Below are 21,408 nucleotides of genomic sequence, written 5' to 3'. Positions count from 1 at the left end.
CGCTTTCCGTATGGAACAGAGAAATTCACTGGACCCGGTGCCCTGGTGGGTACCGCAGCGCGGGCACGCGCTGCGGCATGCGGGCATTCACTTCGACGCGGTCCGAATGATCGGAGTCCTGGGTGAGCAAGTGGCCTATGAGGTGATGCAGTTCACCAACTTCGACGCGGGGCCCATCGTTCGGTCGCGCATCGGGGTTCGGAGTATGTACTTCCTCGTTCCGCCGCTGACCGCGCGTGGATGTAGATGGCCGGCAGGGGCCGAGGCCATGACGCGCCACGGGTCGGGAGTGGCGTTCATCGGGGTGCCCGCACTGGAGGGCTCGACGTGGCCGCTCGACTGGCGTTCCCGGCCGACTGCGCTGACGCCGTTCGTGGATGTGAAGTTGCTCCGTGAGCTGACAGAAGAGGTGGTGACGCGAGAGGCGGGGGCTACAGCGAGTTCCCGCGCGGAGTGAAAGAGGGTCGGCCCATCTGACCTTGGAACGGCGAGACCTGTGGCCTCTATCGCGTCGAGATGGCCAGTGCGGACCGGCACCGGACGTGAGCGGATTGAGCTCGGTGCGGCGGGCCATGGCGCACATGAGGTTGTCCAGGTGCTTGTTTCTTCGGCGGAAGTCGGTTCGGCTGATGTTGACTTGGCGCCAAGGGAGAACGTTGGGCGGAGAGGGTGAAATGCCCGACTCGGTGAAGTTGGTCGAATCCGGCGATTCGGCGAGGTAAACCCGCAGGTCAGGAAGAGTGCTCCCCGCGCGTGCGGGGATGGTCCCCCGGCCCACCGCCGCAACGGTGTCCTCTACAAGTGCTCCCCGCGCGTGCGGGGATGGTCCCTGGCCGGTGAGCGCGAGAGCGTCGACCATCCAGTGCTCCCCGCGCGTGCGGGGATGGTCCCGAGGCGCACATCACGAGCGTCCTCCGCGACCTGTGCTCCCCGCGCGTGCGGGGATGGTCCCTGGTACTTCTTGCCGTCGGCGCCAACGTGGTTGTGCTCCCCGCGCGTGCGGGGATGGTCCCCGCACGTCGAACGCGACCGCGTTGGTCGAGTGGTGCTCCCCGCGCGTGCGGAGATGGTCCCGCAGAAAAGCACACCACCCGGAAAGGGGCGACGTGCTCCCCGCGCATGCGGGGATGGTCCCTGGCCCGGACGGGCGTCGTCGATCTCCTCCAGGTGCTCCCCGCGATTGCGGGGATGGTCCCCCGTGGGCTTCCCGGTAGGCGACGGCAGCGGCGTGCTCCCCGCGCGTGCGGGGATGGTCCCGTGTGGCGGACGCCGCTCACGCTGACCGAGCAGTGCTCCCCGCGCGTGCGGGGATGGCCTCGTTCGGTCTGGGCTGCCCAGGTCCTGCCGGTGCGGCGCGGAGGGGCCGCAGTGCCGGGGTGGGTCGGGCCGGGCAGTGTCGTTAACGAACATGTTCGTGAAGTACTTGTTCGCTACGAACATGTTCGTTACCCTCGTCGTATGACACCAGCCACCCCCGCCTCAGCACCCCGCAGCCGCCGTGAGCGGCCTGCCAAGCCCGCGCTCAGCCATGCGGGCATCGTCGAGGCCGCCGTGCGGATCATGCGGGCCGAAGGGCTCCAGCGCGTGACCATGCGGCGTCTGGCGACGGAGCTGGACACCGGGCCGGCCTCGCTCTACGTCTACTTCGGGAACACGGCCGAGCTGCACGCCGCGATCCTGGAGGAGTACCTCGGGGCGGTCGACCTGAGCCCCGCGAAGAACCCGGGCGCGGTGCGGGAGGACTGGCGGGAGCGGCTCGTCCAGGTGCTGGGGTCCTACACGGGGGTGCTGTTCGAGCACCCGAGCCTGGCGCGTTCCGCGCTCGTGGCCCGGCCCACCGGGGCGAACTACCTGGCCCTCGTGGAGGCGGTCCTCGCCCTGCTGGACGAGGGCGGGGTGCCTCCGGGGCAGGCCGCCTGGGGCGTGGACGTCCTGCTCCAGCTGGCGACCGCCGCCGCTGCCGAGCAGGGCACCCGTTCGGAGACCGACTCCGCCGAGGAGGAGCACGACGCGCTGGTGGGAGCGCTGCGCGCCGCGTCCGCCGACACGTATCCGCGTATCGCCGCGCTCGGCGACGACCTGTTCTCCGGGGCCCCGCCGCAGCGCCTCGGGTGGATGTTCCGGGTGGTCGTCAACGGTGCGCTGACCACCCCGCGCGACCTGATCTGACCCGATCCGACCTGAACCGATCCGGCGCTGTCGCCGGTACGAAGTACGTCGAGAAGGAGCCACGCCATGACGACCACCACTTCATCCACGTCGACCACCCCCACCCCCCACCACCCCATAGCCGTCGTCGGCGGTGGGCTCGGCGGCCTGATGCTCGCCCGGGTCCTGCACGTGCACGGCATCGACGTTCCGGTCTTCGACCTGGACGCCTCGCCGGACGCCCGTAAGCAGGGCGGGATGCTCGACATCCACGAGGAGAGCGGGCAGACGGCGCTGCGCGAGGCGCGGCTGCACGAGGCGTTCCTGGCGAAGGTGCACCCGGGCGGTCAGGCGCTGCGGGTGCTCGACAAGACCGGCTTCGTCCACCGGGAGGAGGAGGACGACGGCTCCGGCGGGCGTCCCGAGATCGACCGGGGCGATCTGCGTGATCTGCTGCTCACCTCACTCCCGGAGGACACCATCCGCTGGAACTCCAAGGTGGTGGCGTGCCGGGCGACGGACGGTGACGGGCAGGGCCGGTACGAGGTGACGCTCGCGGACGGTTCGGCCTTCACCACCGATCTGCTCGTCGGGGCCGACGGCGCTTGGTCGCGGGTCCGGTCGCTGGTGTCCGACGCGGTGCCCGCGTACACCGGGATCTCCTTCGTGGAGGTCGACCTGTTCGACGCGGACACCCGCCACCCCGAGGCCGCGGCGCTGCTCGGCGGGGGGATGTTCTTCGGGCTCGGCGACGGGAAGGCGTTGCTGGGCCACCGTGAGACGGACGGCAGCCTGCACGTCTATGTGGCGCTGCGCACCGACGAAAGCTGGCTGGGAACGGTCGACTTCACCGACACCGGGGCGGCGAAGGCGGCCGTGCTGGAGCACTTCGCGGACTGGGCGCCCAGTCTGCGCGGGCTCATCGCCGAGGCGGACGGGCCGGTGGTGCCCCGGCACATCCACGCACTGCCCGCCGGCCACCGCTGGGCCCGGGTTCCGGGCGTCACGCTGCTCGGGGACGCGGCGCACCTGATGTCGCCGTTCGCCGGGGAGGGCGCGAACCTCGCGCTGATCGACGGGGCGGACCTCGGCCGCTGCCTGGCCGCGCACCCGGGGGACACGGAGTCGGCGCTCGCGGCGTACGAGGAGCTCCTCTTCCCGCGCGCCGAGCGGACGGCGCTGGAGTCCGACGAGGGTCTGGAGGCCATCTTCGCGCCGAACGCCCCGCAGTCGTTGCTGGACATGTTCGCCGGGTTCGGCGGCCCCGACGAGGAGGAGCACCCGGGACAGGGCTGAACCGTCGGGCCCGGTCACGTACGGACGGACCCCTGTACCTCCCGTACGCAACCGGCCCCCCGGCCCCCCGCCCCCCCGCCCCCGGTTGGCGGCCCCGTCCCCTCAGCCCTCCTGGAGCAGCGTCACCATCCGCGCCACCAGGGCGGCCCGTTCGGGCATGCGGGTCACGTCGGTCCACTCGTGGTCGGCGTGCGGGCCTCCGCCCACCGCGCCGAGGCCGTCCAGGGTGGGGGCCCCGGCGGCCGCGCAGAGGTTGCCGTCGGAGATGCCGCCCACGGCTGCCGATCCGGGCCATTCCAGGCCCAGTTCGGCCAGCGCGGTACGGGCCGTCCCCAGCAGGTCCGTGGCGGAGGATTCTTCGAGGGGCGGGCGGTTGGGGCCGCCGGTGATTTCGAAGGGGAGCCGTGCCACGTCGGCGACGATGCGGTGGAGTTCGGCGTCGATGTCCTTCTGCGCCTGGAGGTCGGGGACGCGGACGTCGACGGTCACATGGGCACGGTCGGGGACGGTGTTCTGGGCGGTCCCGGCGCTCGCGACCGTCGGGGTGACGGTGACCCGCTCGTCGTACGCGGCGAGGGATTCCAGCGCGACGATGATCCTGGCCAGGTCGGAGAGAGCGTTGCTGCCCTTGTCGGGTTCCAGGCCGGCGTGGGCGGCGATGCCCTTCACGCGGATGTCGTAGAACGACCAACCCTTGCGCGCGTGCTTCAGCCCACCACCGTCCGCCGCGCCCTCCAGGACCAGTGCCGCGCGGGACGTGCGCGCCCACTCGGTGACGACCGCGCCGCCCGCCGGGGAGCCGATCTCCTCGTCGGCGGTGATCAGGAACGCGACGGCGGGGTCTTCGCCGGTCAGTTCGCGGAGGCGGGCCAGGCCGTAGAGGCCTTGGATCAGGCCGCCCTTCATGTCGAAGACGCCGGGGCCGGTCGCCCGGGTGCCGTCGACCAGGAACGGCCGGCGCTTCAGCGTGCCCTTCGGGAACACGGTGTCGAAGTGGCCCACCAGCATGACGGGCCGCACGTCGGCCGGGCCGAGGCGCCAGAGGAGCCCGCCGGGGCGGCCGTTGCCGGTGTCGTTCGGCAGCACCGTGGGGGCGGTGCCGAGGAGGCGGGTGCCGATGTCGGCCAGGACGTTCCGGCACGCGCCCAGTGCGTCGCCGTCCGAGGAGGGGGATTCGGCCCGTACCAGTCGTTCCAGATCCGTGACCATCGCATCGGTGTCGGCGATGAGGCGGCGCAACAGGTCACGCGGGTCGAGGACTTGGGGTGCGGGCACGGCGGGACTCCTTTGGCGCGGCTTCCGTGGGGATACGCCTCTGCATGATTGCTCTGTCCCGACATGCGAAAGTTTGTGTGACCCGCCAAGTTTTGGAGCTGATCCGCCTTGCCGGACCACAACCCGGAGCATGTGCCGGACCACGACCCGGAGCGTGTGCCGGACCACAACCCGGAGCGCGTGCCCGGCCGCGACCCGGGGCACGTGGGTGCCGTCGCCGGGCCCCCCGACGCAGCCGTCGCCGGAGGCGTGCCCGGGCAGTCCGGTGCCGATGCCCGGTGACCCTGGCCACCGTCGTGGACTGCCTGGGGCCCGGCACCGTCGCCGTATGGGCAGCCCCGCACGGCCTGGGCGTACCGGTCCGCACGCTCACCGTCCACGAGGGCACCCCGGGGCCGGACGCGGCAGCCGGAGCCGATCCGGCGGCCGGACCGCACCCGCAAGCACCCGACCGCCCGAGCGCGGTGCTGCTCGGCATCGGGGCCGGGGGCGAGCCCGGCGGGCTGATCCGGGCGGCGGTCGCGGCCGGGGCGGGCGCGGTGATCGTCAAGGACGGCGGGGACCGCGCGCTGCGGGAGACGAGCGCCCTCGGTACGGAACACGGCGTCGCGGTCCTGGCGCTGGCGGCCGACCAGGACTGGACGGACCTGATCGGACGGCTGCGCGCGCTGCTGGCCGTACGGGTCGGGCCGGGTACGCGGCGGGCCGCGCTGTTCGGGCGCCGACACGACCTGGTGGGCCTCGCCAACTCGCTCTCCCGGCTGGTCAACGGCTCGGTCATGATCTTCACCCCCGGTCAGGAGCTGCTCGCCGCCTCCCGGCTGGGCCCCGGCGACGACGAGATGCGCCGGGCCGCCGTGCTCGACCAGCACGGCCCGGTCGGCTACCGGGCCCGCCTCGTCGAACTCGGCGTCTACCGGCGGCTCTGGTCCGGCCCCGAGGTGGTCGACGTGGCGGCGGTCCCCGAGCTCGGCGCGGGGCGTCGGCTCGCGGCGGCGGTGCGCGCCGGTACGGAGAACCTCGGCTCGATCTGGGTCGCCGAGGGCGCCGAACCGCTCCCAGCGAATGCCGCCGTGCTGCTCGCGGACGCCGCGACGGCCGCCGTGAGCGTGCTGCTCGGCCTCGACCAGGAGGAGGTGGCCCGGCGGCGGCTGGACGAGGAGCTCTTCGGCCGGGCCCTGCTCGGCGACGTCGATCCGCGCCTCGCCGCCTCCCACCTGGCCGTCGACCCGGGGACGCCGGTCACCGTGCTGATCGCGGACCTCTCCGCGCACGGCACCCGGCTCGGCGCCGCCGACCTGTACCGGGCGAAGGAGGAGGCGCTGCGCCACCTCGCCGGTTACCGGTGGCGCGCGCTGGCCACCACCGGCCCCTCCCGGGTCGTCCTCGCACTGGTGGGCCCGGTCGACCGGGACGGGATACGCCGGGCCGCGGACGCGGTCGCCGCCGCGGTGGCCGACGCGGTCGGCGCCAGGCCGCGTACCGGCATCGGGCCGTGCGTACCGCACCTGGGGGAGCTGCCCGCCAGCCGGATGGAGGCGGAGCTGGTGGTACGCGCCCTGGCCCGGCGCGGCGAGGTCCGCAGCGCCTGCCTGGAGGACGTGCGGGGCACCGCGAACCTGCTGGTGCTGGGCGAGGCCGTCACCGCGGACCGGCGGCTCCAGGACGGGCCGGTGCACCGGCTGCGCGCGCACGATCTGCGGCGCGGCACGGCGTACACGCAGACCCTGGCGGCCTATCTCGACGCCTTCGGGGACACCGCGGCCGCCTCCCGGGACCTGAACATCCACGCCAACACGCTGCGTTACCGCATGGGCCGGATACGTGAGCTCACCGGGCTCGACCTGGCCGATCCCTACGAGCGGCTGAACGCAGCCGTACAGCTCTTCGCCCTCGGGGCGAACGCTTTTGTCGCGGAGCACGAGAGAACGCCGAAAACCTCTTCGCCGTCCACAAACCGTGGGAGTACGCCCAGTTTGCACACTGCTGACCACGATCCGACGACAGGTTCCGGGTCGTGATCGACCGGTATCCGCGTGGAGGTGGAAGATGACAGAGGGCAAGAGCTCCCGGGTTCGCTCAGCCAAGCGAGTGGCCACGGCCGCCGTCGCCGTGCTTTTCATGACCTGGCTGATCGATTACATCGACCGGCTTGTGATCACCCTTGCCCTGCCCGACATCGGTGAGGAGTTCGGCCTCGGCACCACCATGCAGGGCCTGATCCTCACGGCCTTCTTCATCACCTACGCGGCGATGCAGATCCCCGGCGGCATCCTCGCCGATACCAAGGGCGCCCGCCGCGCGATGCTGATCGCGGCCGGCGGCTGGACGGTCTTCACCGCCGCGAGCGGGATCGCCATCGGCCTCACGACCATGATCGTGATCCGCGCGGTCTTCGGCATCTTCCAGGGCATGTACCCGGCCGCCTCCATGAAGGCCCTGAGTGAACGCACCACCCCGGCGCAGCGGCTGACGGCGAACGGCATCATGTCCGCGTCCAACCCGCTGGGTTCCGCGATCGCCCCGATCGTCGCCGCGCCGCTCATCGTGGCCTTCGGCTGGCGCGGGGCGTTCTGGTCGGTGTCCGTACTCGGCCTGCTCATCGTGATCGTGCTGTGGAAGGGCATGCCGAAGCCGCTGACCACCGAGGAGCTCGCCGCCGCGACCGGGCAGGCGACCACCCCGCAGCCGGTCGCCCAGGTGTCGCTGCGCCAGGCGATGGGCCTGCTGAAGTCCTCGATGATGTGGCGCTTCGCCCTGATGATGTGCGGGTTCAACATCATCGGCTGGGGGCTGGTGTCCTGGGTGCCGTCCTACCTCCGCGAGAACAAGGACGTCTCGCTCACCGGCGTGGGCCTGCTCTCCGGCGTCCCGTGGGTCGCCGCGGCGATCAGCATGATGATCGGCGGCTACCTCTTCGACCGCTTCCTCAAGGGCAACCACCGCCGGGTGGTCATCCCCGTCATGGTGGTGCTGGGCGGGCTGCTGGTGATGATGGTGCGCGCCGGGTCCGCGGGCGAGTTCATCGCCTGGGAGACGTGCGCGACCCTCGTGATGTACCTGGCGTACATGCAGATCTTCGGCCTGCCGCTGCGCATGCTGCCCCCGGAGTACGCGGGTGTCGGCGGCGGCATGGTGAACTTCGGCGGCCAGCTCGCCGGTGCCATCTCCCCGTTCGTGATGGGCTTCCTCGCGGAGCACTTCTCGTACGGTGTGGCCTTCTCCTTCCTCGGTACGGGCTGTGTCCTGGCGATCGTCGGCGCGCTGGTCACCCCGCAGACCCCGGAGGCGTTCCGGGCCGGCCTCGGCCGCCACCTGGACCTGTCGGAGTCCGCCCCGAAGGCCGCACCGGAGCCCGTCGCGGTGAGTGCCGCGTGACGGCGCCCGTACCCGTCGCGCGGCTCAAGGAGCGGGCGCGGGCGGCGATCGAGGGGTACCGGGAGCGGTTGCTCGACCTCAGCGAGGACCTCCAGCGCCACCCGGAGACCGGGTTCCGCGAGCACCGGGCCGCCGCGACGGTGGCCGGGTGGTTCACGGAGCTGGGGCTCCCCTTCGAGAGCGGCCTCTCCCTCACCGGGGTGAAGGCGCGGATGTCCGGGCGAGCGAAGGGCCCCACCGTCGCCGTGCTCGGCGAACTGGACGCCCTCGTCCTGCCCCGCCACCCGCTCGCCGACCCGGAGACCGGGGCGGCCCACGCCTGCGGCCACCACGCCCAGGTGGCGTCGATGATCGGCGCCGCGATCGGCCTGGCCGCCGTACGCCGGCACCTCGACGGGGACGTGGCGTTCCTCGCCGTACCGGCCGAGGAGAGCGTGGAGCTGGAGTGGCGCCGCGAACGGGTACGGGCCGGTGAACTGACCCACCTGGTCGGCAAGGCCGACCTGCTGGCGCGGGGCGCCTTCGACGATGTGGACATGGCGATGCTCGTCCACACGTCGGGGCAGCCCGCCCGGCTCAGCGTCGGGGACAGCCACAACGGCTCGGTGGTGAAGTGGATCGTCTTCACCGGCCGTGCCAGCCACGCCGGTTCGTCCCCGTGGCACGGGGTGAACGCGCTGAAGGCGGCGATGCTGGCGATCGGCGCGATCGACGCCCAGCGGGACACCTTCCGCGACGAGGACGCGGTACGCGTCAACGCCGTGCTGGCGCACGGCGGCGACGCGCCCACCGCCGTACCGGACCGCGCCGAACTCGAAGTGGTGATCCGGGCCCGCACCCCGGACGCCCTGCGCGGCGCCTGCGCCGTCGTCGACCGGGCCGCCCGGGCGGGCGCGGTGGCGCTGGGCGCCCGCGTGAGCGTGGAGACCACCCTCAACTACCTTCCGCACCATCAGGACGAGTCGTTGGTGGCGCTGGCCAGGGCCAACGGCGCCGCGCTCTTCGGCCCGGACGCGGTGGTCCCCGGGCGGCACCTCGGCGCCTCCACCGACATGGGGGACCTCGGCGCGGTCATGCCGGTGCTGCACCCGTTCACGGGGGCCGCCACCGGCGACGCGCACAGCGTCGACTACGTCGTCACCGACCATGTCCTCGCCGCCCTGGAACCGGCCGTGCTGATGGCCTGGTGCGTCATCGACCTGCTGGCCGACGGCGCCGCCGGGGCGCGCGACACCCTCGCCCGGCGTGCGTCCCGTGGCGGCGCGGAGCCGGACGAGCGGTCCGCCGCCGACCGGTACGCCGGCCTGCGGGCCGGATTCGACGGCCTGACCCACTACGACGGAACCCACGACGACACGACCCACGACACGGCGCGTGGGACAGAAGGAGAACTGTGAGCACCCCCGAGAGCACCCCCGCGCGGAACGAGCCCAGGATCGCGCTGGTCACCGGAGCGGCCGGAGGGATCGGGGCGGCCGTCGCGCGGCGGCTGAGCAAGGACGGCGTCAAGGTGATCCTCGCGGACCTCCGCGCCGACCGCCTCGCCCCGCTCGTCGCCGAGAGCGCCGGCCCGTTCGCCGCACTGGAGGTCGACCTCACCGACCGCGCCTCGCTGCCGGACTTCGTGGACCGCGCCCGGCAGGTGTTCGGCGGCCTGGACATCCTGGTCAACGCGGCCGGCCTCTACCCGAGCGCACCGATCCTGGAGATGCGCGACGACCAGTGGGACCAGGTCATGGACGTCAACCTGTCCGCGGTCTTCTCCCTCTCACGGGCCTTCGCCCGGAGTCTGGTGGACGCGGGCCACGGCGGCCACATCGTCAACATCAGCTCAGGCGCCTCCGCCCGCGCCCGCCGCGGCGCCGCGCACTACTGCACCTCCAAGGCAGGCCTGGACATGCTCACCAAGGCGTTCGCCCTGGAGCTCGCCGAGCACAGCATCCACGTCAACGCCGTCTCCCCGGGCTTCATCGAGGTCGACAGCGAGGTGAACCCGCTCGGTGAGGAGTACGTCCGCAAGATCCGCGGCGGCCAGCCCTGGCCCCGCGCCGGTGTCCCCGAGGACATCGCCGGTGCGGTCTCCTTCCTCTGCGGCCCCGACGCCGCGTGGATGACCGGCGCATCCCTCTCCGTGGACGGCGGTGCGGGCACCGGTAACGCCGCGCTGCCGCTGAGCTGAACGGAGGGACGACACCCATGACTTCGGAAACCACACCGGCTTCGGAGACCACGCAGGCTTCGGGAACCACGCCGGCTTCGGGAACCACGCCGGCTTCGGAGACCACACCGGCTTCTCGGTCCGCGCGGAGCGGATACGTCTGCGTCACCTTCGACTTCGACGCGATCTCCTCCTGGATGGCGCGGGGCATGCTGACCGCGACCCCGCTCTCCCGCGGCGAGTTCGCCGCCGTCGCCGTACCCCGGCTGCTGCACATCCTGGAGTCCCGGGGTATCCCCGCGACCTGGTTCGTACCCGGGCACACCGCCCTCACGTACCCCGAGCTGACCCGTGAGCTCATCGCCCGGGGCCACGAGGTGGCGGTCCACGGGCACGCCCACGAGAACGTCGCCGCCCTGGACCCCGAGGCCGAACGCGCCGTGCTGCAGAGGTCGTTGGATGCCCTTGAGGAGGTCACCGGGACGCTGCCACGCGGCTTCCGGGCGCCCGCCTGGGACCTGTCCGACGCCTCCGTCGAGCTGCTCGTGGAACACGGACTGCGCTACGACAGCAGCCTGATGGGCCACGACTACGCCCCGTACCCCTGCCGCACCCCGGACGTCCCGCACGACTCCGGCGTCCGCTGGGGCGAGCCCGCCGGACTGCTGGAGATCCCGGTCGCCTGGTCCCTGGACGACTTCCCGTACCTGGAGTTCCTGCGGACCGCGTCCGGCCTGATGCCCGGACTCCGCGACCCGCGCGAGATGTTCGCGAGCTGGACCGCCGATCTCGACTACATGGTGCGGGACTTCAAGGACGGCGTCCTCACGGTGACCATGCACCCCGAGGTCATCGGCCGCGGCCACCGACTCCTTGCCCTGGAACACTGGCTCGACGAAGTCGCCTCGCGCGGCGTCGAGTTCGTCACCTGCGAACAGGTCACCGATCTGGTCGCGGCAGGTGCGGATCTGGGGCAGTACCGGCCGGTCTGACCGGCCCGCCGTACCGGAACGCCCTACCGGTCAGGGGGAGGGCGGGACAGTACGCGCACACACGACGGTCCCCCGGGCGGGCTGCCCGGAGGACCGTCGTGCCGTGGTCACTTCCGGTGGCCGGTCACCCGGGCGACCCAGGCGATGAAGTCGGCGGCGTCGGTGTTGGAGCCGTGCCCCTGGTCCCAGTACATCAGCGAGTTCACATCGTCGCCGAGGCCGTGCAGGGTCGCGGCGAGGTTGCCGACGACGGTCAGCGCGGTGTCGGTGTCCTTGGTGCCCACGCGTATCCACCAGTGCTTGGAACGGCCGGGGTTGTGGCGCGCCAGGTGGTACATCGGGTTCATCAGGTCCAGCAGGGCCGGGATGTCGCTGTCCACGCGGCCGGCGGTGAGCCCGGTGGTGTCGTGGCGCTGCCCGTACGCGGTGAAGTGGCGGGCCTCGGTCGTGCCGGTGCCGAACTCGTTGTTCTCGCCGCCGGACAGGTCGAACGTGTCGAAGGCCGGGGCGGTCTTCTTCCGCGCTCCCACGTGGGCGAGGTAGTCCGCCCAGGTGAAGGCCGCCCGGCCGTTCTTCCACGTGATGAAGGGGTTGGCCGACAGGTACGCCGAACGGTCCGCCTCGGCAAGGCCCTTGAGGTGGGTGGTCGCGGCGGGCCGGACGTAGGTCTCCAGCAGGTACTCGTCATAGTTGCGCGCGGTGAGCGGGCCGAACCCGTTCAGGCCCTTCAGGCGCAAGGAGGCCTGGTATTCGGCGAACTGGGCCCGCAGCTCCTTGGACGCGGACTGGTCGAGCGTGCCGCTCTGCGGGGTGTTGGCGCCCCAGTTCCACTCGTACGCGCCGTCGGCGTGCTCCAGGTCGGTGATCGGGCACCAGTCGCCGCTGGCGAAGACCGCGTCGCTCGCCTCGGCCGCACCCAACTCTTCGAGGTACGGGGTGTAGAGCGAGCTGTCTCCGGAAGCGCCGAGGAGCGCCGAGAGCGCGCCGCCCGCACTGGTGCCGGTGGAAACGATGCGGCGGGTGTCGCCGGGGACGCGGCCCTGGTTGGAACGGACGTACCGGACGGCCGCCTTGAGGTCCACGATCGCGGCGGGGGCGGTGCCGTAGTACGTACCGCTCGCGTCGGTGAGGGTACGGCCCCGGCAGCCCGGCTCCACGACGACGTACCCGGCCGCCAGGCCCAGCTTGGGCAGGCTGACCATCTGGCCCATGCCGTTCAGCATGTCGTTCGAGCCGGAGGGCGCTTCGGCGGTGCCGGTGCCGGTTGTCGGGGTGACGGTGCCTGCTCCCGTACCCGTCCCGGCCGGGGGAGCGCCCGTCCCGCCGCCCATTCCGCCGAGGTCGCCCATCTCCATCGCGGCCTCACCGACGCCGGCGGCGGTGGCCACGCTCGCGGGGAAATAGCCGCCCACGGAATTGGAGAAGAGAATCGGCGCGTTCGTCGCATCGACGGCCTTGCCGTCGATCCTGACGGGAACGCTGACCACCAGGCTCTGGTGCTCGGCGTCGACCGGTGCGGAGACGTAGGTGATCGCCTTCCAGAAGTGGTAGGTCACCTCCTTGTCGCCGGCGTCGGTCGTGATGGTCGTCGTCAGTTCGGTGTACGCGCTCGGGTCGAAGATCAGGGCCCCCGAATTTCCCGGCTTCCCCGCATTCCGAGAGGAGCTGCGGCTTTCCGCCTGGGCGTTCGCGGCGAATCCCCCGACGGCTGCCGCTCCCGCGACCGACCCGAGGCCCACGACGACGGTCCTGCGTTTCACTGCCCTGTGCTTCACGGATTTCTCCTTTTACGGCAGCCGGAACTGCCGTGCGTGCAACGATCGCTTGCAACTGCCGCGTGTGCCGGACGACTACGCGGGTGCATTGCCTCTGCGCTTTCGAACCTATGTCATCGTCCAGTAAATCTTCAACAATCCTGTTGACTCTGCTCCGAGATGCACAGGTGAAAGAATGGGAATGCACAGGAATGAATATGAGAATTTCCTGAGTGAAATCCGGGATTCCTGAGAATTTCTCAGAATTTCCGCGGGAAGGTGTTCCGGTCGACATCCCTGTGGTGGGCGCGGCAGTGGGGCATCGGCGAGGCCCGAGGCGACCGCTGGAGGGAGGAGGGAGAGGCGGAAGAGGGTGTACCCACCTCTTTCCACTCTCAACATATAGCGCATGGGGGGCCTTGCGGCAAGGCCCCCTCGGTGGCGCACAATCGGCGGCCGACCTCGGAATTCCGTGCGTCGTGCCCCCCACCCCGGAGCCGCCCGCATGCCCTCCCAGCCCACCCCGACCCCCCTGGGCACAGCCCCGGCCACCATCGCGTTCGCGCTGCCCGACCGCCTCGCCGCGAAGGCCGACCCCCGGCTGATCGCCCGCGACGAGGAGCACTTCGCCGCCGTCGCGCGGGCCCTGGAGGAGTCGATCGCCGAGCTGACCGCACAGCTCGACGCCGCCCGCAGGGCACCCGGTGGCGCGGGCCGGCAGGCGATGGACCGGGACACCGAGATCCGCCGTCTCACCGCCCGCCTGCGTACCCTGCGCCGCTTCGGCCTCGACCTCTGCCTCGGACGGATGGTCGGCGAGGCCGTACCAGGGGCAGGGACGGAGACGGAGAGGGAGGCAGGTGCAGAGGCAGAGCCGGTGTACGTCGGACGGCTCGGCCTCACCGACAGTACGGGCCGCCGACTGCTGCTCGACTGGCGCTCCCCGGCCGCCGAGCCGTTCTTCGGGGCCACCCACGCCAACCCGATGGGGCTCGCGAGCCGCCGCAGATACCGCTGGAGCGACGGCCGGATCAGCGACTACTGGGACGAGGTCTTCACCGCCGACGGGATCGACGGGCACGCCGCGCTGGACGACCAGTCCGCCTTCATCGCGAGCCTCGGCTCCCACCGCTCGCCCCGGATGCGGGACGTGCTCTCCACCATCCAGGCCGACCAGGACGCCATCATCCGGGCCTCCTCGCGCGGCGCCCTGGTCGTGGACGGCGGGCCGGGCACGGGCAAGACCGTGGTCGCTCTGCACCGGTCCGCGTACCTCCTCCACTCCGACCCGCGGCTCGGCCACCGCCGGGGCGGGGTGCTCTTCGTCGGGCCGCACCGCCCGTACCTGGACTACGTCGCCGACGTCCTGCCCAGCCTCGGGGAGGAGGGCGTGCAGACCTGCGTACTGCGCGACCTCGTCGCCGAGGGCGCGCGGGCCTCCGCGGAGCAGAACCCGGCGGTGGCGCGGCTGAAGGCATCCCGGGAGCTGGTGGTGGAGGCGGTCGAGGCGGCCGTCCGGTTCTACGAGGAGCCACCCGCCCGGGGCACGACGGTCACCACCCACTGGGCCGAGGTCCGTCTCAGCGCCCAGGAGTGGGCCGCGGCCTTCGACGCGGCGGAGCCCGGCACCCCGCACAACGAGGCCCGGGAACAGGTCTGGGAGGAGCTGGTCACCCTTCTCGTGGACAAGCACGACGAGGACACCCCGACCGACCGGCTCACCGCGTCCCTGGCGAAGAACCACGAGCTGGTCGCGGCCTTCGACCGTGCCTGGCCGCTGCTCGACGCCGCCGACCTGGTCGGCGACCTCTGGTCCGTACCCGCCTACCTGCGCGTCTGCGCACCCTGGCTGGACGCCGACGAACGGTGCCTGCTGCGGCGCGACGACGCCCGCGCCCAGGAGTGGACCGTCAGTGACCTGCCGTTCCTGGACGCCGCCCGGCAGCGGCTCGGCGACCCGGAGGCCGCGCGCCGCAAGCGCCGGGGCGAGGCGCTGATCGCCGCCGAGAACGCGCGGATGGCCCAGACCGTCGACGCCCTCCTGGAGGCCGACGACGACGGCGAGGGCGTCATCACGATGCTGCGTGTCGGGGACATGCGCGAGGCCCTGACCGACGCATCGGCGCTCTCCGGCAGCGACCCGGACCTGCTCGCGGGCCCGTTCGCGCACATCGTCGTCGACGAGGCCCAGGAACTCACCGACGCGGAATGGCAGATGCTGCTGCTCCGCTGCCCGTCCCGCAGCTTCACCGTCGTCGGCGACCGCGCCCAGGCCCGCCACGGGTTCACCGAGTCCTGGCAGGAGCGTCTCGGACGCGTCGGGATCGACCGGATCGAGCTGGCCTCCCTCGGCGTCAACTACCGCACCCCGGCGGAGATCATGACCGAGGCCGAACCGGTCGTCCGGGCCGCGCTGCCGGACGCCAACGTGCCGGCCTCGATCCGCAGCAGCGGCATCCCCGTCACGTACGGGCCCGTCGCCGACCTGCGTACGGTCCTCGACGACTGGCTCGACACCGACCAGGAGGGCACCGCCTGTGTCATCGGCGATCCGACGTTCCGCGCGACCTCCCGGGTGCGGTCGCTGACCCCGCAGCTGGCCAAGGGGCTTGAGTTCGACCTCGTCGTGCTGGTCGAGCCGGAGTCCTTCGGTACGGGGATCGAGGGGGCGGTGGACCGTTACGTCGCGATGACCCGGGCGACGCGGCGGCTGGTGGTCCTGTCGGGCGACCGCCACTCGTGTGGGTGAGGTGTCGTGTTTTCGGCCGGGTCCCGGCGGCCCGCCCGGGGAGACTGGCCGGGCCCATAAACCGCACATCGAAGGATCGTCATGGCGGAAGAGCTGTACGCGACGCTGAAGACCAACAAGGGCGACATCGTCCTCCGGTTGCTGCCCAACCACGCCCCCAAGACCGTGAAGAACTTCGTGGAACTGGCGACGGGAGAGCGCCAGTGGATCGACCCGAACACCGGACAGCCGAGCAACGCCCCCCTGTACGACGGAACGGTTTTCCACCGGGTCATCGAGGGCTTCATGATCCAGGGCGGCGACCCCCTGGGCAACGGATCGGGCGGGCCCGGCTACAAGTTCGCCGACGAGTTCCACCCCGACCTGGCCTTCACCAAGCCCTATCTGCTCGCCATGGCCAACGCGGGTCCGGGCACCAACGGCTCCCAGTTCTTCATCACCCTCGGGCCGACGTCCTGGCTCACCGGCAAGCACACCATCTTCGGAGAGGTCGCGGACGAGTCGAGCAAGAAGGTCGTCGACGCCATCGGAACGACGGAGACCAACCAGCGCGACGACCGTCCGGTGCAGGACGTGGTCATCGAGAAGGTCGTCGTCGAGACCCGCTGACCCCGGGCCGGCCGGGGAGCCGGAAGGCCCCGCGGCCGTTGCCACGGACGGGTACGTCTACCCGTTCAGCAGCGCCGCGAGACGGTCGGCCATCTCCTCGGCCGTCCGCTGCTTGACCAGCCCCTCCATGGCCGCGGCCCGGAGCCCGACCTCGGTGCGGCTCCCCGGGCCGCGGGTCAACGACGCGGTGACCACCACCGGATTCAGGCCCCCGATTCCGCCGTGGGCGAGGACACGGATCGTCCGCCGGTCCGCGCCGGGCACGAGGGGATGGGCCTCGACCGACTGCCCGGCTTCCTCCAGCACGTCGGTGACGCGCCGCACGGCTTCGTCGAAGGGCAGGGGAACGACGAGGCCCGTCTCCTCGACGTTCTTCTTCATCAGCTTGGACGTGACCTTGGTGAGCAGGAAACCGGTCAGACGGGAGTTGGCCCCGGTGGCCGCGGCCGACGCGGTCAGCTCGTCCACCAGCATCCGGGTCTCGTCCGCGTCCTCTTTCCTCTGGTAGCTCCGCTTCATGAGCCCCGCCCCCTCCGCCGTCATGCTTGGCCGCTACATCTATCAGGGGTCATGATGCGGTACCAGCACACCGGGGGCAATGGACGGCTTTACCCGACCGGCGTCGCGGGAGCCGGGGGACCGCGCCGGGTGCGGGTTGTCCGGCGCGGTCCCCCGAGGGGGTGTTACGGGGTGGGGCCGGTCAGACGACCGTGCAGGCGGCGCCGCCGAGGGTGAAGGCCGACGGTTCCGTGTAGGTCCCGCTGTAGGTGCCCTGGAAGCCGAAGGACTGGGTTCCTCCGGGGCTGATGACGGCGTTGGACGTGGTGTTGTGCGCGGTCACCGCGCCGCTGGTGGGGCTGACCGTCGCGTTCCAGGCCTGCGACACCTGCTGGCCGGAGGGGAGGGTGAAGGCCAGGTCCCAGCCGTTGACCGCCGTGGTCCCGGTGTTCTTGACGGTGACGTTGGTGGTGAACCCGCCCGGCCACACGTTGGGCGCGTACGCGACCTGGCAGGCGGCCTGTCCGGCCGGCGGGGTGGTTCCCGTACCGCCGCCGGTGCTGCCACCGGTGCCGTTGCCGTTGGTGTCCTGGCCGTCGGTGACGGAGGAGGAGAAGGCGGAGAGCGAGAGGCCCGCCCCGCCCACCCACGGCTCGAATCCGGCCTGGACGCTGGTCAGGTACCAGTTGGTGGAGGCCATGCCCTGGCTGACCGTGCGGTCGATGAAGTCCTTGACGTCGAAGGACCAGCTGGTGATCGCCGACGGGGCGACGAACGAGATCACGTCGTTGCCGCCGTTGTTCCCGGTCCAGATCTCCCAGGTCTTGCCGCCGATGGTGGCGCTGCTGGTGGGCGACCCGATGGGCTGGATGGAGCCGACCCGGTTGAACCAGATCATGATCTCGGTCTTGTTGACCCCGTCGGTCTTCGGCTGCGGGTCCAGCCAGATGTCGAACGCCGCGTCGTAGGTGGCGTTGCTGACGTATCCGTACGTCAGCGAGGTCGGTACGGCCGCGATGGTGTCGATCCGCTTCGGCAGGTTCGTCCCCGGCGAGCAGTTGGTGTAGTGGCAGCCGAGGAAGATCGACGGGTACGACTTCGGGGCGCCGTTGGTGGCCACGGACCCGTCCGCCTGGGTGACGGTGAATCCGCTGTCGGTGACGTTGATGCACTGGGTGGCGCTGGTGCCCCAGCGGTTGTTCTGGACGGTGTAGCGGCCCTGGACGGTGGTGGTGCCGTACTGCTCGCAGATCGGGCCGGTTGCCTGCGCGGCCTGGGTCGCCGCCTGGGTGGGGGTGGCGGTGAGCAGCGCTGCGGTGGTGCCCAGCATCAGCGTCAGGGCTGTCAGGAGGGTGCGTGCACGGTGTCGCATCATGTCCCTTCGGGCAGTGGGGGAAGGTGGTGGGGATGCCGTGGGAGCGCTCCCATCCGTGGGGGACTGTAGGGGCGGCCGGGAGAGGGTGACAAGACGGAGGACAGGGTTTGTTGCGTCGGCGGTGGGTGAAGCGCTTCGCCTGAACGCGGCGTGTGGGCAGCGGAGTTGATCGACTTCAACCGTTCGGGCGGGTGCCTTCGGGCGGTCGTCGCCCGGTGCTCGGCGGCGGATACGGACGCGGTCCCGCCCTCGGCCGCGCGTCGGCGGGCGGGGGCGGGACCGGTGGGGACGGGTCGGAGGCGGCGCCCGGCGGGAGGCGGTGGCCGTGTCGCCAGAAGCGCGGGAGCGCAGGAGCCCAGGAGCGCAGGAGCTCAGAAACGCAGGAGCCCAGGAGCCCAGGAGCCCAGGAGCCCAGGAGCCCAGGAGCTCAGGGGCGCGGAGGCGCAGAGGCGTGGCGCGCGGTCACCTTCTCCCGGCCGGGCGGCCGGCCGTCGTCAGGCCTTCGGGGCGATGACCGCGGCCGTTCCGTAGGCGCAGACTTCGGTGCCGACGTCGGCGGCCGAGGTCACGTCGAAGCGCATCGCCAGCACGGCGTTGGCGCCGCCGGCCTTGGCCGCCTCGACGAGGCGCGCCATGGCCTCGTTGCGGGTCTGCACCAGGGTCTTGGTGAGGCCCTTCAGCTCGCCGCCGATCACCGACTTGAGGCCGGCGCCCAGTTGGGAACCGATGTTGCGGGAGCGGACGGTGAGGCCGAACACCTCACCGATCACCTGGGTCACCTCGTGGCCCGGGACGTCGTTGGTCGTCACGACCAGAACGCCCGAATCCTTCGAAGCGCCACCGGTGTAGTCGTCTATCGACATGTGTTTCGCCTTACGTGAGAGAGTGCGGGATCTTCACCGAAAACGCCCGGCCGAAGAGCTCGAAGCTGGAGCCGACCGCGGCGGAACTGCGCGAGGTGGCGACCGCGAAGGACGGCGACACGACGTTCGTCTTTCGCGCGGCGGACGGCCGCGTTCAGGAGGGAATCCACGCCGGCCACCATCCCGGCACGTTGTCCACGCAGTACGGCGACGGGTAGTCGTCGGGCATCCCCAGCCAGGTGGCCGCGAACCAGATGAGGAAGAGGGTTGCGGCGGCACCTGCCGCGATCGGCCACCCGGCGTGGAACCGCCGGCCCAGCAGCCCGTACGGCAGCACCCAGCACAGGGCGCCGACGAGCCAGAGCGGGACGAAGAGGAGGGCCAGCGCATACGAGTCGGCGGCCGCGTTCACGCCGACGTCGCAGGTGCGCCACGCCCTGCCGATGAGAACCTCGGCGACCGCCGCGGCGAGGAAGCCGGACACCGCGCCGACGCCGCATCCTCTGCCCCGCATGGACCGCATGGTCTGCCCCCGGCGTCGGGATCGGGTACGGCGTCGGTATCGGGTGCCGCGTCGGGATCAGATGCGGACCGCTCCGTAGAAGCTGCCGATGGTGCTCATCGACTCGTACCGGACGTAGGCGCCCGGGTAGGGGGCGTGCAGCACCTGGCCGCCGCCTGCGTACAGGCCGACGTGCTCGTTGCCGTTGAAGAAGACCAGGTCGCCGGGCTTCAGCTGGCTCTGCCCGATGCGGGTGCCCTGATTGATCTGGGTGTACGTGGTGCGGGTGATCTCGACACCGGCCTGGTGGTACGCCCACTGGGTCAGGCCCGAGCAGTCGAACGAGTTGGGGCCCGTGGTGACGGAGTGCGAGTACGGCATGCCGATCCGCGTCGAGGCGGCCTGGAGCGCGGCGGCTCCGACGGCGGACGCCGGGACCTCGTTGCCGAGTTCGACGCGGGACCCGGCGTCGCGGCTGGCGCGCAGCTCCTTCGCGGCGATCTCGGCGCGCTCGGCGGCGGTCAGGGTGTTCAGCAGATGCTGGGCGGCGGCGAGCTTGCTCTGCGACGCCTTCTTGTTCTTGCCGAGCGCCTCGCGCACCTCGGCGAGTTCGCTGAGCTTGCCCTGGGCCTCTTTGCGCTCCTGGGCGAGGGTGCGCTGCTTGGCCTGGATCTTCTCCAGCGATTCGGCCTGCTTGGCGGTGAGGCTGTCCAGGGCCGAGGCCTGGTCGAGGAAGTCGTCCGGGTCCGAGGAGAAGAAGAGCTGGATGGAGGGGTCGATGCCGCCGCTGCGGTACTGCGAGGTGGCGATCGAGCCGAGTTCGTCGCGCAGGGTGTTCAGCTCGTCCTGCTCGCGCGCGACCTTGTCCTGGATCGCGTCGACTTCCTTCTTGAGCTTGTCCTGCTGCTCCTTGGCGCCGTTGTACTTCTCGCTGGACTTCTCGGCCTCCTGGTACAGCTTGTCGACCTGCGCCTTGACCTCTGCCTTGGTCGGCTTGGGGTCGGCGTGGGCCGCCTGGGAGGTCAGCGCGACAGCGGCGGCCGCGGTGGCGGTGAGCACGGTCACGCGGGCGCGGCTCGGCGACTTGGGACGACGGTGGGACGCCACGGAGGCGAGCTCCTTCTCATCGAGCCGCCCACCGGGCCGCTGGGGAGCTGAATCCCTGGCTCCCGGCACGTCACGGACACGACGGCGCTTCGCTGTCACCCGGGCGGGTGGTCGGTCGTGCGAAGGTTCGAGCCCTGACTTTAGTGACCATCCTGTGATCGGAGCAATCTCAACCAGAGGAATAACGGTATCCGAGAGGTTTCTTTACTCACAACGCACGCCACGTAACGACAACTTGACACTTCGCTATGACCGGCCGCGTTTTTCGCCACGGATCCCCGCATCAGTCGTCCGGGGCGCGGTCGGCGCTTTCCTCGCTGTCCAGTGACCGGTAGTAGGCGATTTTCTCCTTCAAGTGCGCACGCTGACGGAGAAGGGAGGCCAGCCGCTTTTCCACTTCGGCGTCGTGCGCCTCCAACGCCTCCAGCCGCTGCCGCACGGTCCCGTCGCCGGCCTTGGCCAGCTCCGTGTAACTCCGCATGTCCGCTATGGGCATGCCCGTCTCCCGCAGACAGCGCAGTATCGAGAGCCACTCCAGGTCACCGGGCGAGTAGCGCCGGTGACCGCTCGCCGAGCGGGCCACCGGGCCCAGCAGGCCGATGCGGTCGTAGTAGCGCAGGGTGTCCAGGCTGAACCCCGACTCCGCGGCGGTCTCGGCAGGCGTCAGCAACGCGTCGTTCACCGGATCCGGTTCCATGCGGGCC

At 71.3% G+C, this 21,408-nt stretch carries 18 protein-coding genes and 1 CRISPR repeat array; of the genes, 10 read left to right on the top strand and 8 right to left on the bottom strand.

What is annotated here, in order from left to right:
* Positions 1 to 10: 10 nt before the first annotated feature.
* The 3 genes from OHA55_RS12275 (at position 11) to OHA55_RS12265 (ending at position 3,444) form a co-directional block, all read left to right on the top strand.
* Complete coding sequence (locus tag OHA55_RS12275; RefSeq protein WP_266705679.1) at positions 11 to 457, top strand: hypothetical protein; 447 nt, start codon at positions 11 to 13, stop codon at positions 455 to 457.
* 283 nt (positions 458 to 740) lie between these two features.
* Positions 741 to 1,318: a CRISPR direct-repeat array (repeat unit 29 nt; unit sequence GTGCTCCCCGCGCGTGCGGGGATGGTCCC).
* 140 nt (positions 1,319 to 1,458) lie between these two features.
* Complete coding sequence (locus OHA55_RS12270; protein WP_266705677.1) at positions 1,459 to 2,169, top strand: TetR/AcrR family transcriptional regulator; 711 nt, start codon at positions 1,459 to 1,461, stop codon at positions 2,167 to 2,169.
* A 66-nt stretch (positions 2,170 to 2,235) separates the two neighbouring features.
* Positions 2,236 to 3,444, top strand: coding sequence for an NAD(P)/FAD-dependent oxidoreductase (locus OHA55_RS12265; RefSeq protein ID WP_266705675.1), 1,209 nt, complete (start codon positions 2,236 to 2,238; stop codon positions 3,442 to 3,444).
* 102 nt (positions 3,445 to 3,546) lie between these two features.
* Here the strand turns inward: OHA55_RS12265 and OHA55_RS12260 are convergent, their stop codons facing one another.
* Complete coding sequence (locus tag OHA55_RS12260) at positions 3,547 to 4,719, bottom strand: M20 family metallopeptidase (RefSeq protein ID WP_266705673.1); 1,173 nt, start codon at positions 4,717 to 4,719, stop codon at positions 3,547 to 3,549.
* Positions 4,720 to 4,997: 278 nt separating this feature from the next.
* Between OHA55_RS12260 and OHA55_RS36490 the strand changes: the two genes are divergently transcribed.
* The 5 genes from OHA55_RS36490 to OHA55_RS12230 are packed head-to-tail and all read left to right on the top strand — an operon-like array spanning position 4,998 to position 11,247.
* Positions 4,998 to 6,740, top strand: a complete 1,743-nt coding sequence (locus OHA55_RS36490; RefSeq protein WP_323180394.1) for a helix-turn-helix domain-containing protein — start codon at positions 4,998 to 5,000, stop codon at positions 6,738 to 6,740.
* 28 nt (positions 6,741 to 6,768) lie between these two features.
* Positions 6,769 to 8,097, top strand: coding sequence for an MFS transporter (locus OHA55_RS12245; RefSeq protein ID WP_266705671.1), 1,329 nt, complete (start codon positions 6,769 to 6,771; stop codon positions 8,095 to 8,097).
* The gene (locus OHA55_RS12240) at positions 8,094 to 9,494 is read left to right on the top strand and encodes an amidohydrolase (RefSeq protein ID WP_266705669.1); all 1,401 of its coding nucleotides are present in this window, start codon (positions 8,094 to 8,096) and stop codon (positions 9,492 to 9,494) included. Before OHA55_RS12245 ends, OHA55_RS12240 begins: the two co-directional genes overlap by 4 nt.
* A complete protein-coding gene (locus OHA55_RS12235) occupies positions 9,491 to 10,276 on the top strand; it encodes an SDR family NAD(P)-dependent oxidoreductase (RefSeq protein WP_266705667.1) in 786 nt (261 codons plus the stop codon). The genes OHA55_RS12240 and OHA55_RS12235 overlap by 4 nt, the downstream gene beginning before the upstream one ends.
* A gap of 17 nt (positions 10,277 to 10,293) precedes the next feature.
* The gene (locus OHA55_RS12230) at positions 10,294 to 11,247 is read left to right on the top strand and encodes a polysaccharide deacetylase (protein WP_266705665.1); all 954 of its coding nucleotides are present in this window, start codon (positions 10,294 to 10,296) and stop codon (positions 11,245 to 11,247) included.
* A 107-nt stretch (positions 11,248 to 11,354) separates the two neighbouring features.
* Here OHA55_RS12230 and OHA55_RS12225 read toward each other — a convergent pair whose 3' ends face one another.
* Positions 11,355 to 13,022, bottom strand: a complete 1,668-nt coding sequence (locus tag OHA55_RS12225) for a subtype B tannase (RefSeq protein WP_266705663.1) — start codon at positions 13,020 to 13,022, stop codon at positions 11,355 to 11,357.
* Between the two features lie 484 nt (positions 13,023 to 13,506).
* Here OHA55_RS12225 and helR point away from each other — a divergent pair, with 484 nt between their 5' ends.
* Positions 13,507 to 15,750 carry an RNA polymerase recycling motor ATPase HelR gene (helR, locus tag OHA55_RS12220; RefSeq protein ID WP_266705661.1) on the top strand — a complete coding sequence of 748 codons (2,244 nt, stop codon included), beginning with the start codon at positions 13,507 to 13,509 and terminating at the stop codon, positions 15,748 to 15,750.
* An 81-nt stretch (positions 15,751 to 15,831) separates the two neighbouring features.
* Positions 15,832 to 16,359, top strand: coding sequence for a peptidylprolyl isomerase (locus OHA55_RS12215; protein ID WP_266705659.1), 528 nt, complete (start codon positions 15,832 to 15,834; stop codon positions 16,357 to 16,359).
* Positions 16,360 to 16,416: 57 nt separating this feature from the next.
* Here OHA55_RS12215 and OHA55_RS12210 read toward each other — a convergent pair whose 3' ends face one another.
* From OHA55_RS12210 to OHA55_RS12185, 6 genes are all read right to left on the bottom strand, one after another.
* Complete coding sequence (locus tag OHA55_RS12210; RefSeq protein WP_266705657.1) at positions 16,417 to 16,878, bottom strand: hypothetical protein; 462 nt, start codon at positions 16,876 to 16,878, stop codon at positions 16,417 to 16,419.
* Between the two features lie 181 nt (positions 16,879 to 17,059).
* A complete protein-coding gene (locus OHA55_RS12205) occupies positions 17,060 to 18,187 on the bottom strand; it encodes a cellulose binding domain-containing protein (protein ID WP_266710584.1) in 1,128 nt (375 codons plus the stop codon).
* A 539-nt stretch (positions 18,188 to 18,726) separates the two neighbouring features.
* Complete coding sequence (locus OHA55_RS12200) at positions 18,727 to 19,095, bottom strand: YbjQ family protein (RefSeq protein ID WP_266705655.1); 369 nt, start codon at positions 19,093 to 19,095, stop codon at positions 18,727 to 18,729.
* Between the two features lie 154 nt (positions 19,096 to 19,249).
* Entirely contained in the window at positions 19,250 to 19,609 is a 360-nt protein-coding gene (locus OHA55_RS12195; RefSeq protein ID WP_266705653.1) for a hypothetical protein, read from the bottom strand.
* Positions 19,610 to 19,675: 66 nt separating this feature from the next.
* A complete protein-coding gene (locus OHA55_RS12190; protein WP_266705651.1) occupies positions 19,676 to 20,704 on the bottom strand; it encodes a C40 family peptidase in 1,029 nt (342 codons plus the stop codon).
* Positions 20,705 to 20,987: 283 nt separating this feature from the next.
* The gene (locus OHA55_RS12185) at positions 20,988 to 21,401 is read right to left on the bottom strand and encodes a MerR family transcriptional regulator (RefSeq protein ID WP_266705649.1); all 414 of its coding nucleotides are present in this window, start codon (positions 21,399 to 21,401) and stop codon (positions 20,988 to 20,990) included.
* Positions 21,402 to 21,408 lie beyond the last annotated feature (7 nt).

Origin of the sequence: Streptomyces sp. NBC_00102, assembly GCF_026343115.1 — a bacterium.
Taxonomy (GTDB): domain Bacteria; phylum Actinomycetota; class Actinomycetes; order Streptomycetales; family Streptomycetaceae; genus Streptomyces.
The sequence above is the reverse complement of the archived record's forward strand: the minus strand, read 5'-3'. Positions and strand labels throughout refer to the sequence as shown.

Excerpts from the sequence above, each read along its gene's own strand:
- OHA55_RS12205 (WP_266710584.1), bottom strand. The coding sequence starts at position 18,187 with ATGCTGGGCACCACCGCAGCGCTGCTCACCGCCACCCCCACCCAGGCG.
- helR (WP_266705661.1), top strand. The coding sequence starts at position 13,507 with ATGCCCTCCCAGCCCACCCCGACCCCCCTGGGCACAGCCCCGGCCACC.
- OHA55_RS12270 (WP_266705677.1), top strand. The coding sequence starts at position 1,459 with ATGACACCAGCCACCCCCGCCTCAGCACCCCGCAGCCGCCGTGAGCGG.
- OHA55_RS12210 (WP_266705657.1), bottom strand. The coding sequence starts at position 16,878 with ATGAAGCGGAGCTACCAGAGGAAAGAGGACGCGGACGAGACCCGGATG.
- OHA55_RS12245 (WP_266705671.1), top strand. The coding sequence starts at position 6,769 with ATGACAGAGGGCAAGAGCTCCCGGGTTCGCTCAGCCAAGCGAGTGGCC.
- OHA55_RS12195 (WP_266705653.1), bottom strand. The coding sequence starts at position 19,609 with ATGCGGGGCAGAGGATGCGGCGTCGGCGCGGTGTCCGGCTTCCTCGCC.
- OHA55_RS12265 (WP_266705675.1), top strand. The coding sequence starts at position 2,236 with ATGACGACCACCACTTCATCCACGTCGACCACCCCCACCCCCCACCAC.
- OHA55_RS12200 (WP_266705655.1), bottom strand. The coding sequence starts at position 19,095 with ATGTCGATAGACGACTACACCGGTGGCGCTTCGAAGGATTCGGGCGTT.
- OHA55_RS12185 (WP_266705649.1), bottom strand. The coding sequence starts at position 21,401 with ATGGAACCGGATCCGGTGAACGACGCGTTGCTGACGCCTGCCGAGACC.
- OHA55_RS12230 (WP_266705665.1), top strand. The coding sequence starts at position 10,294 with ATGACTTCGGAAACCACACCGGCTTCGGAGACCACGCAGGCTTCGGGA.
- OHA55_RS12275 (WP_266705679.1), top strand. The coding sequence starts at position 11 with ATGGAACAGAGAAATTCACTGGACCCGGTGCCCTGGTGGGTACCGCAG.
- OHA55_RS12215 (WP_266705659.1), top strand. The coding sequence starts at position 15,832 with ATGGCGGAAGAGCTGTACGCGACGCTGAAGACCAACAAGGGCGACATC.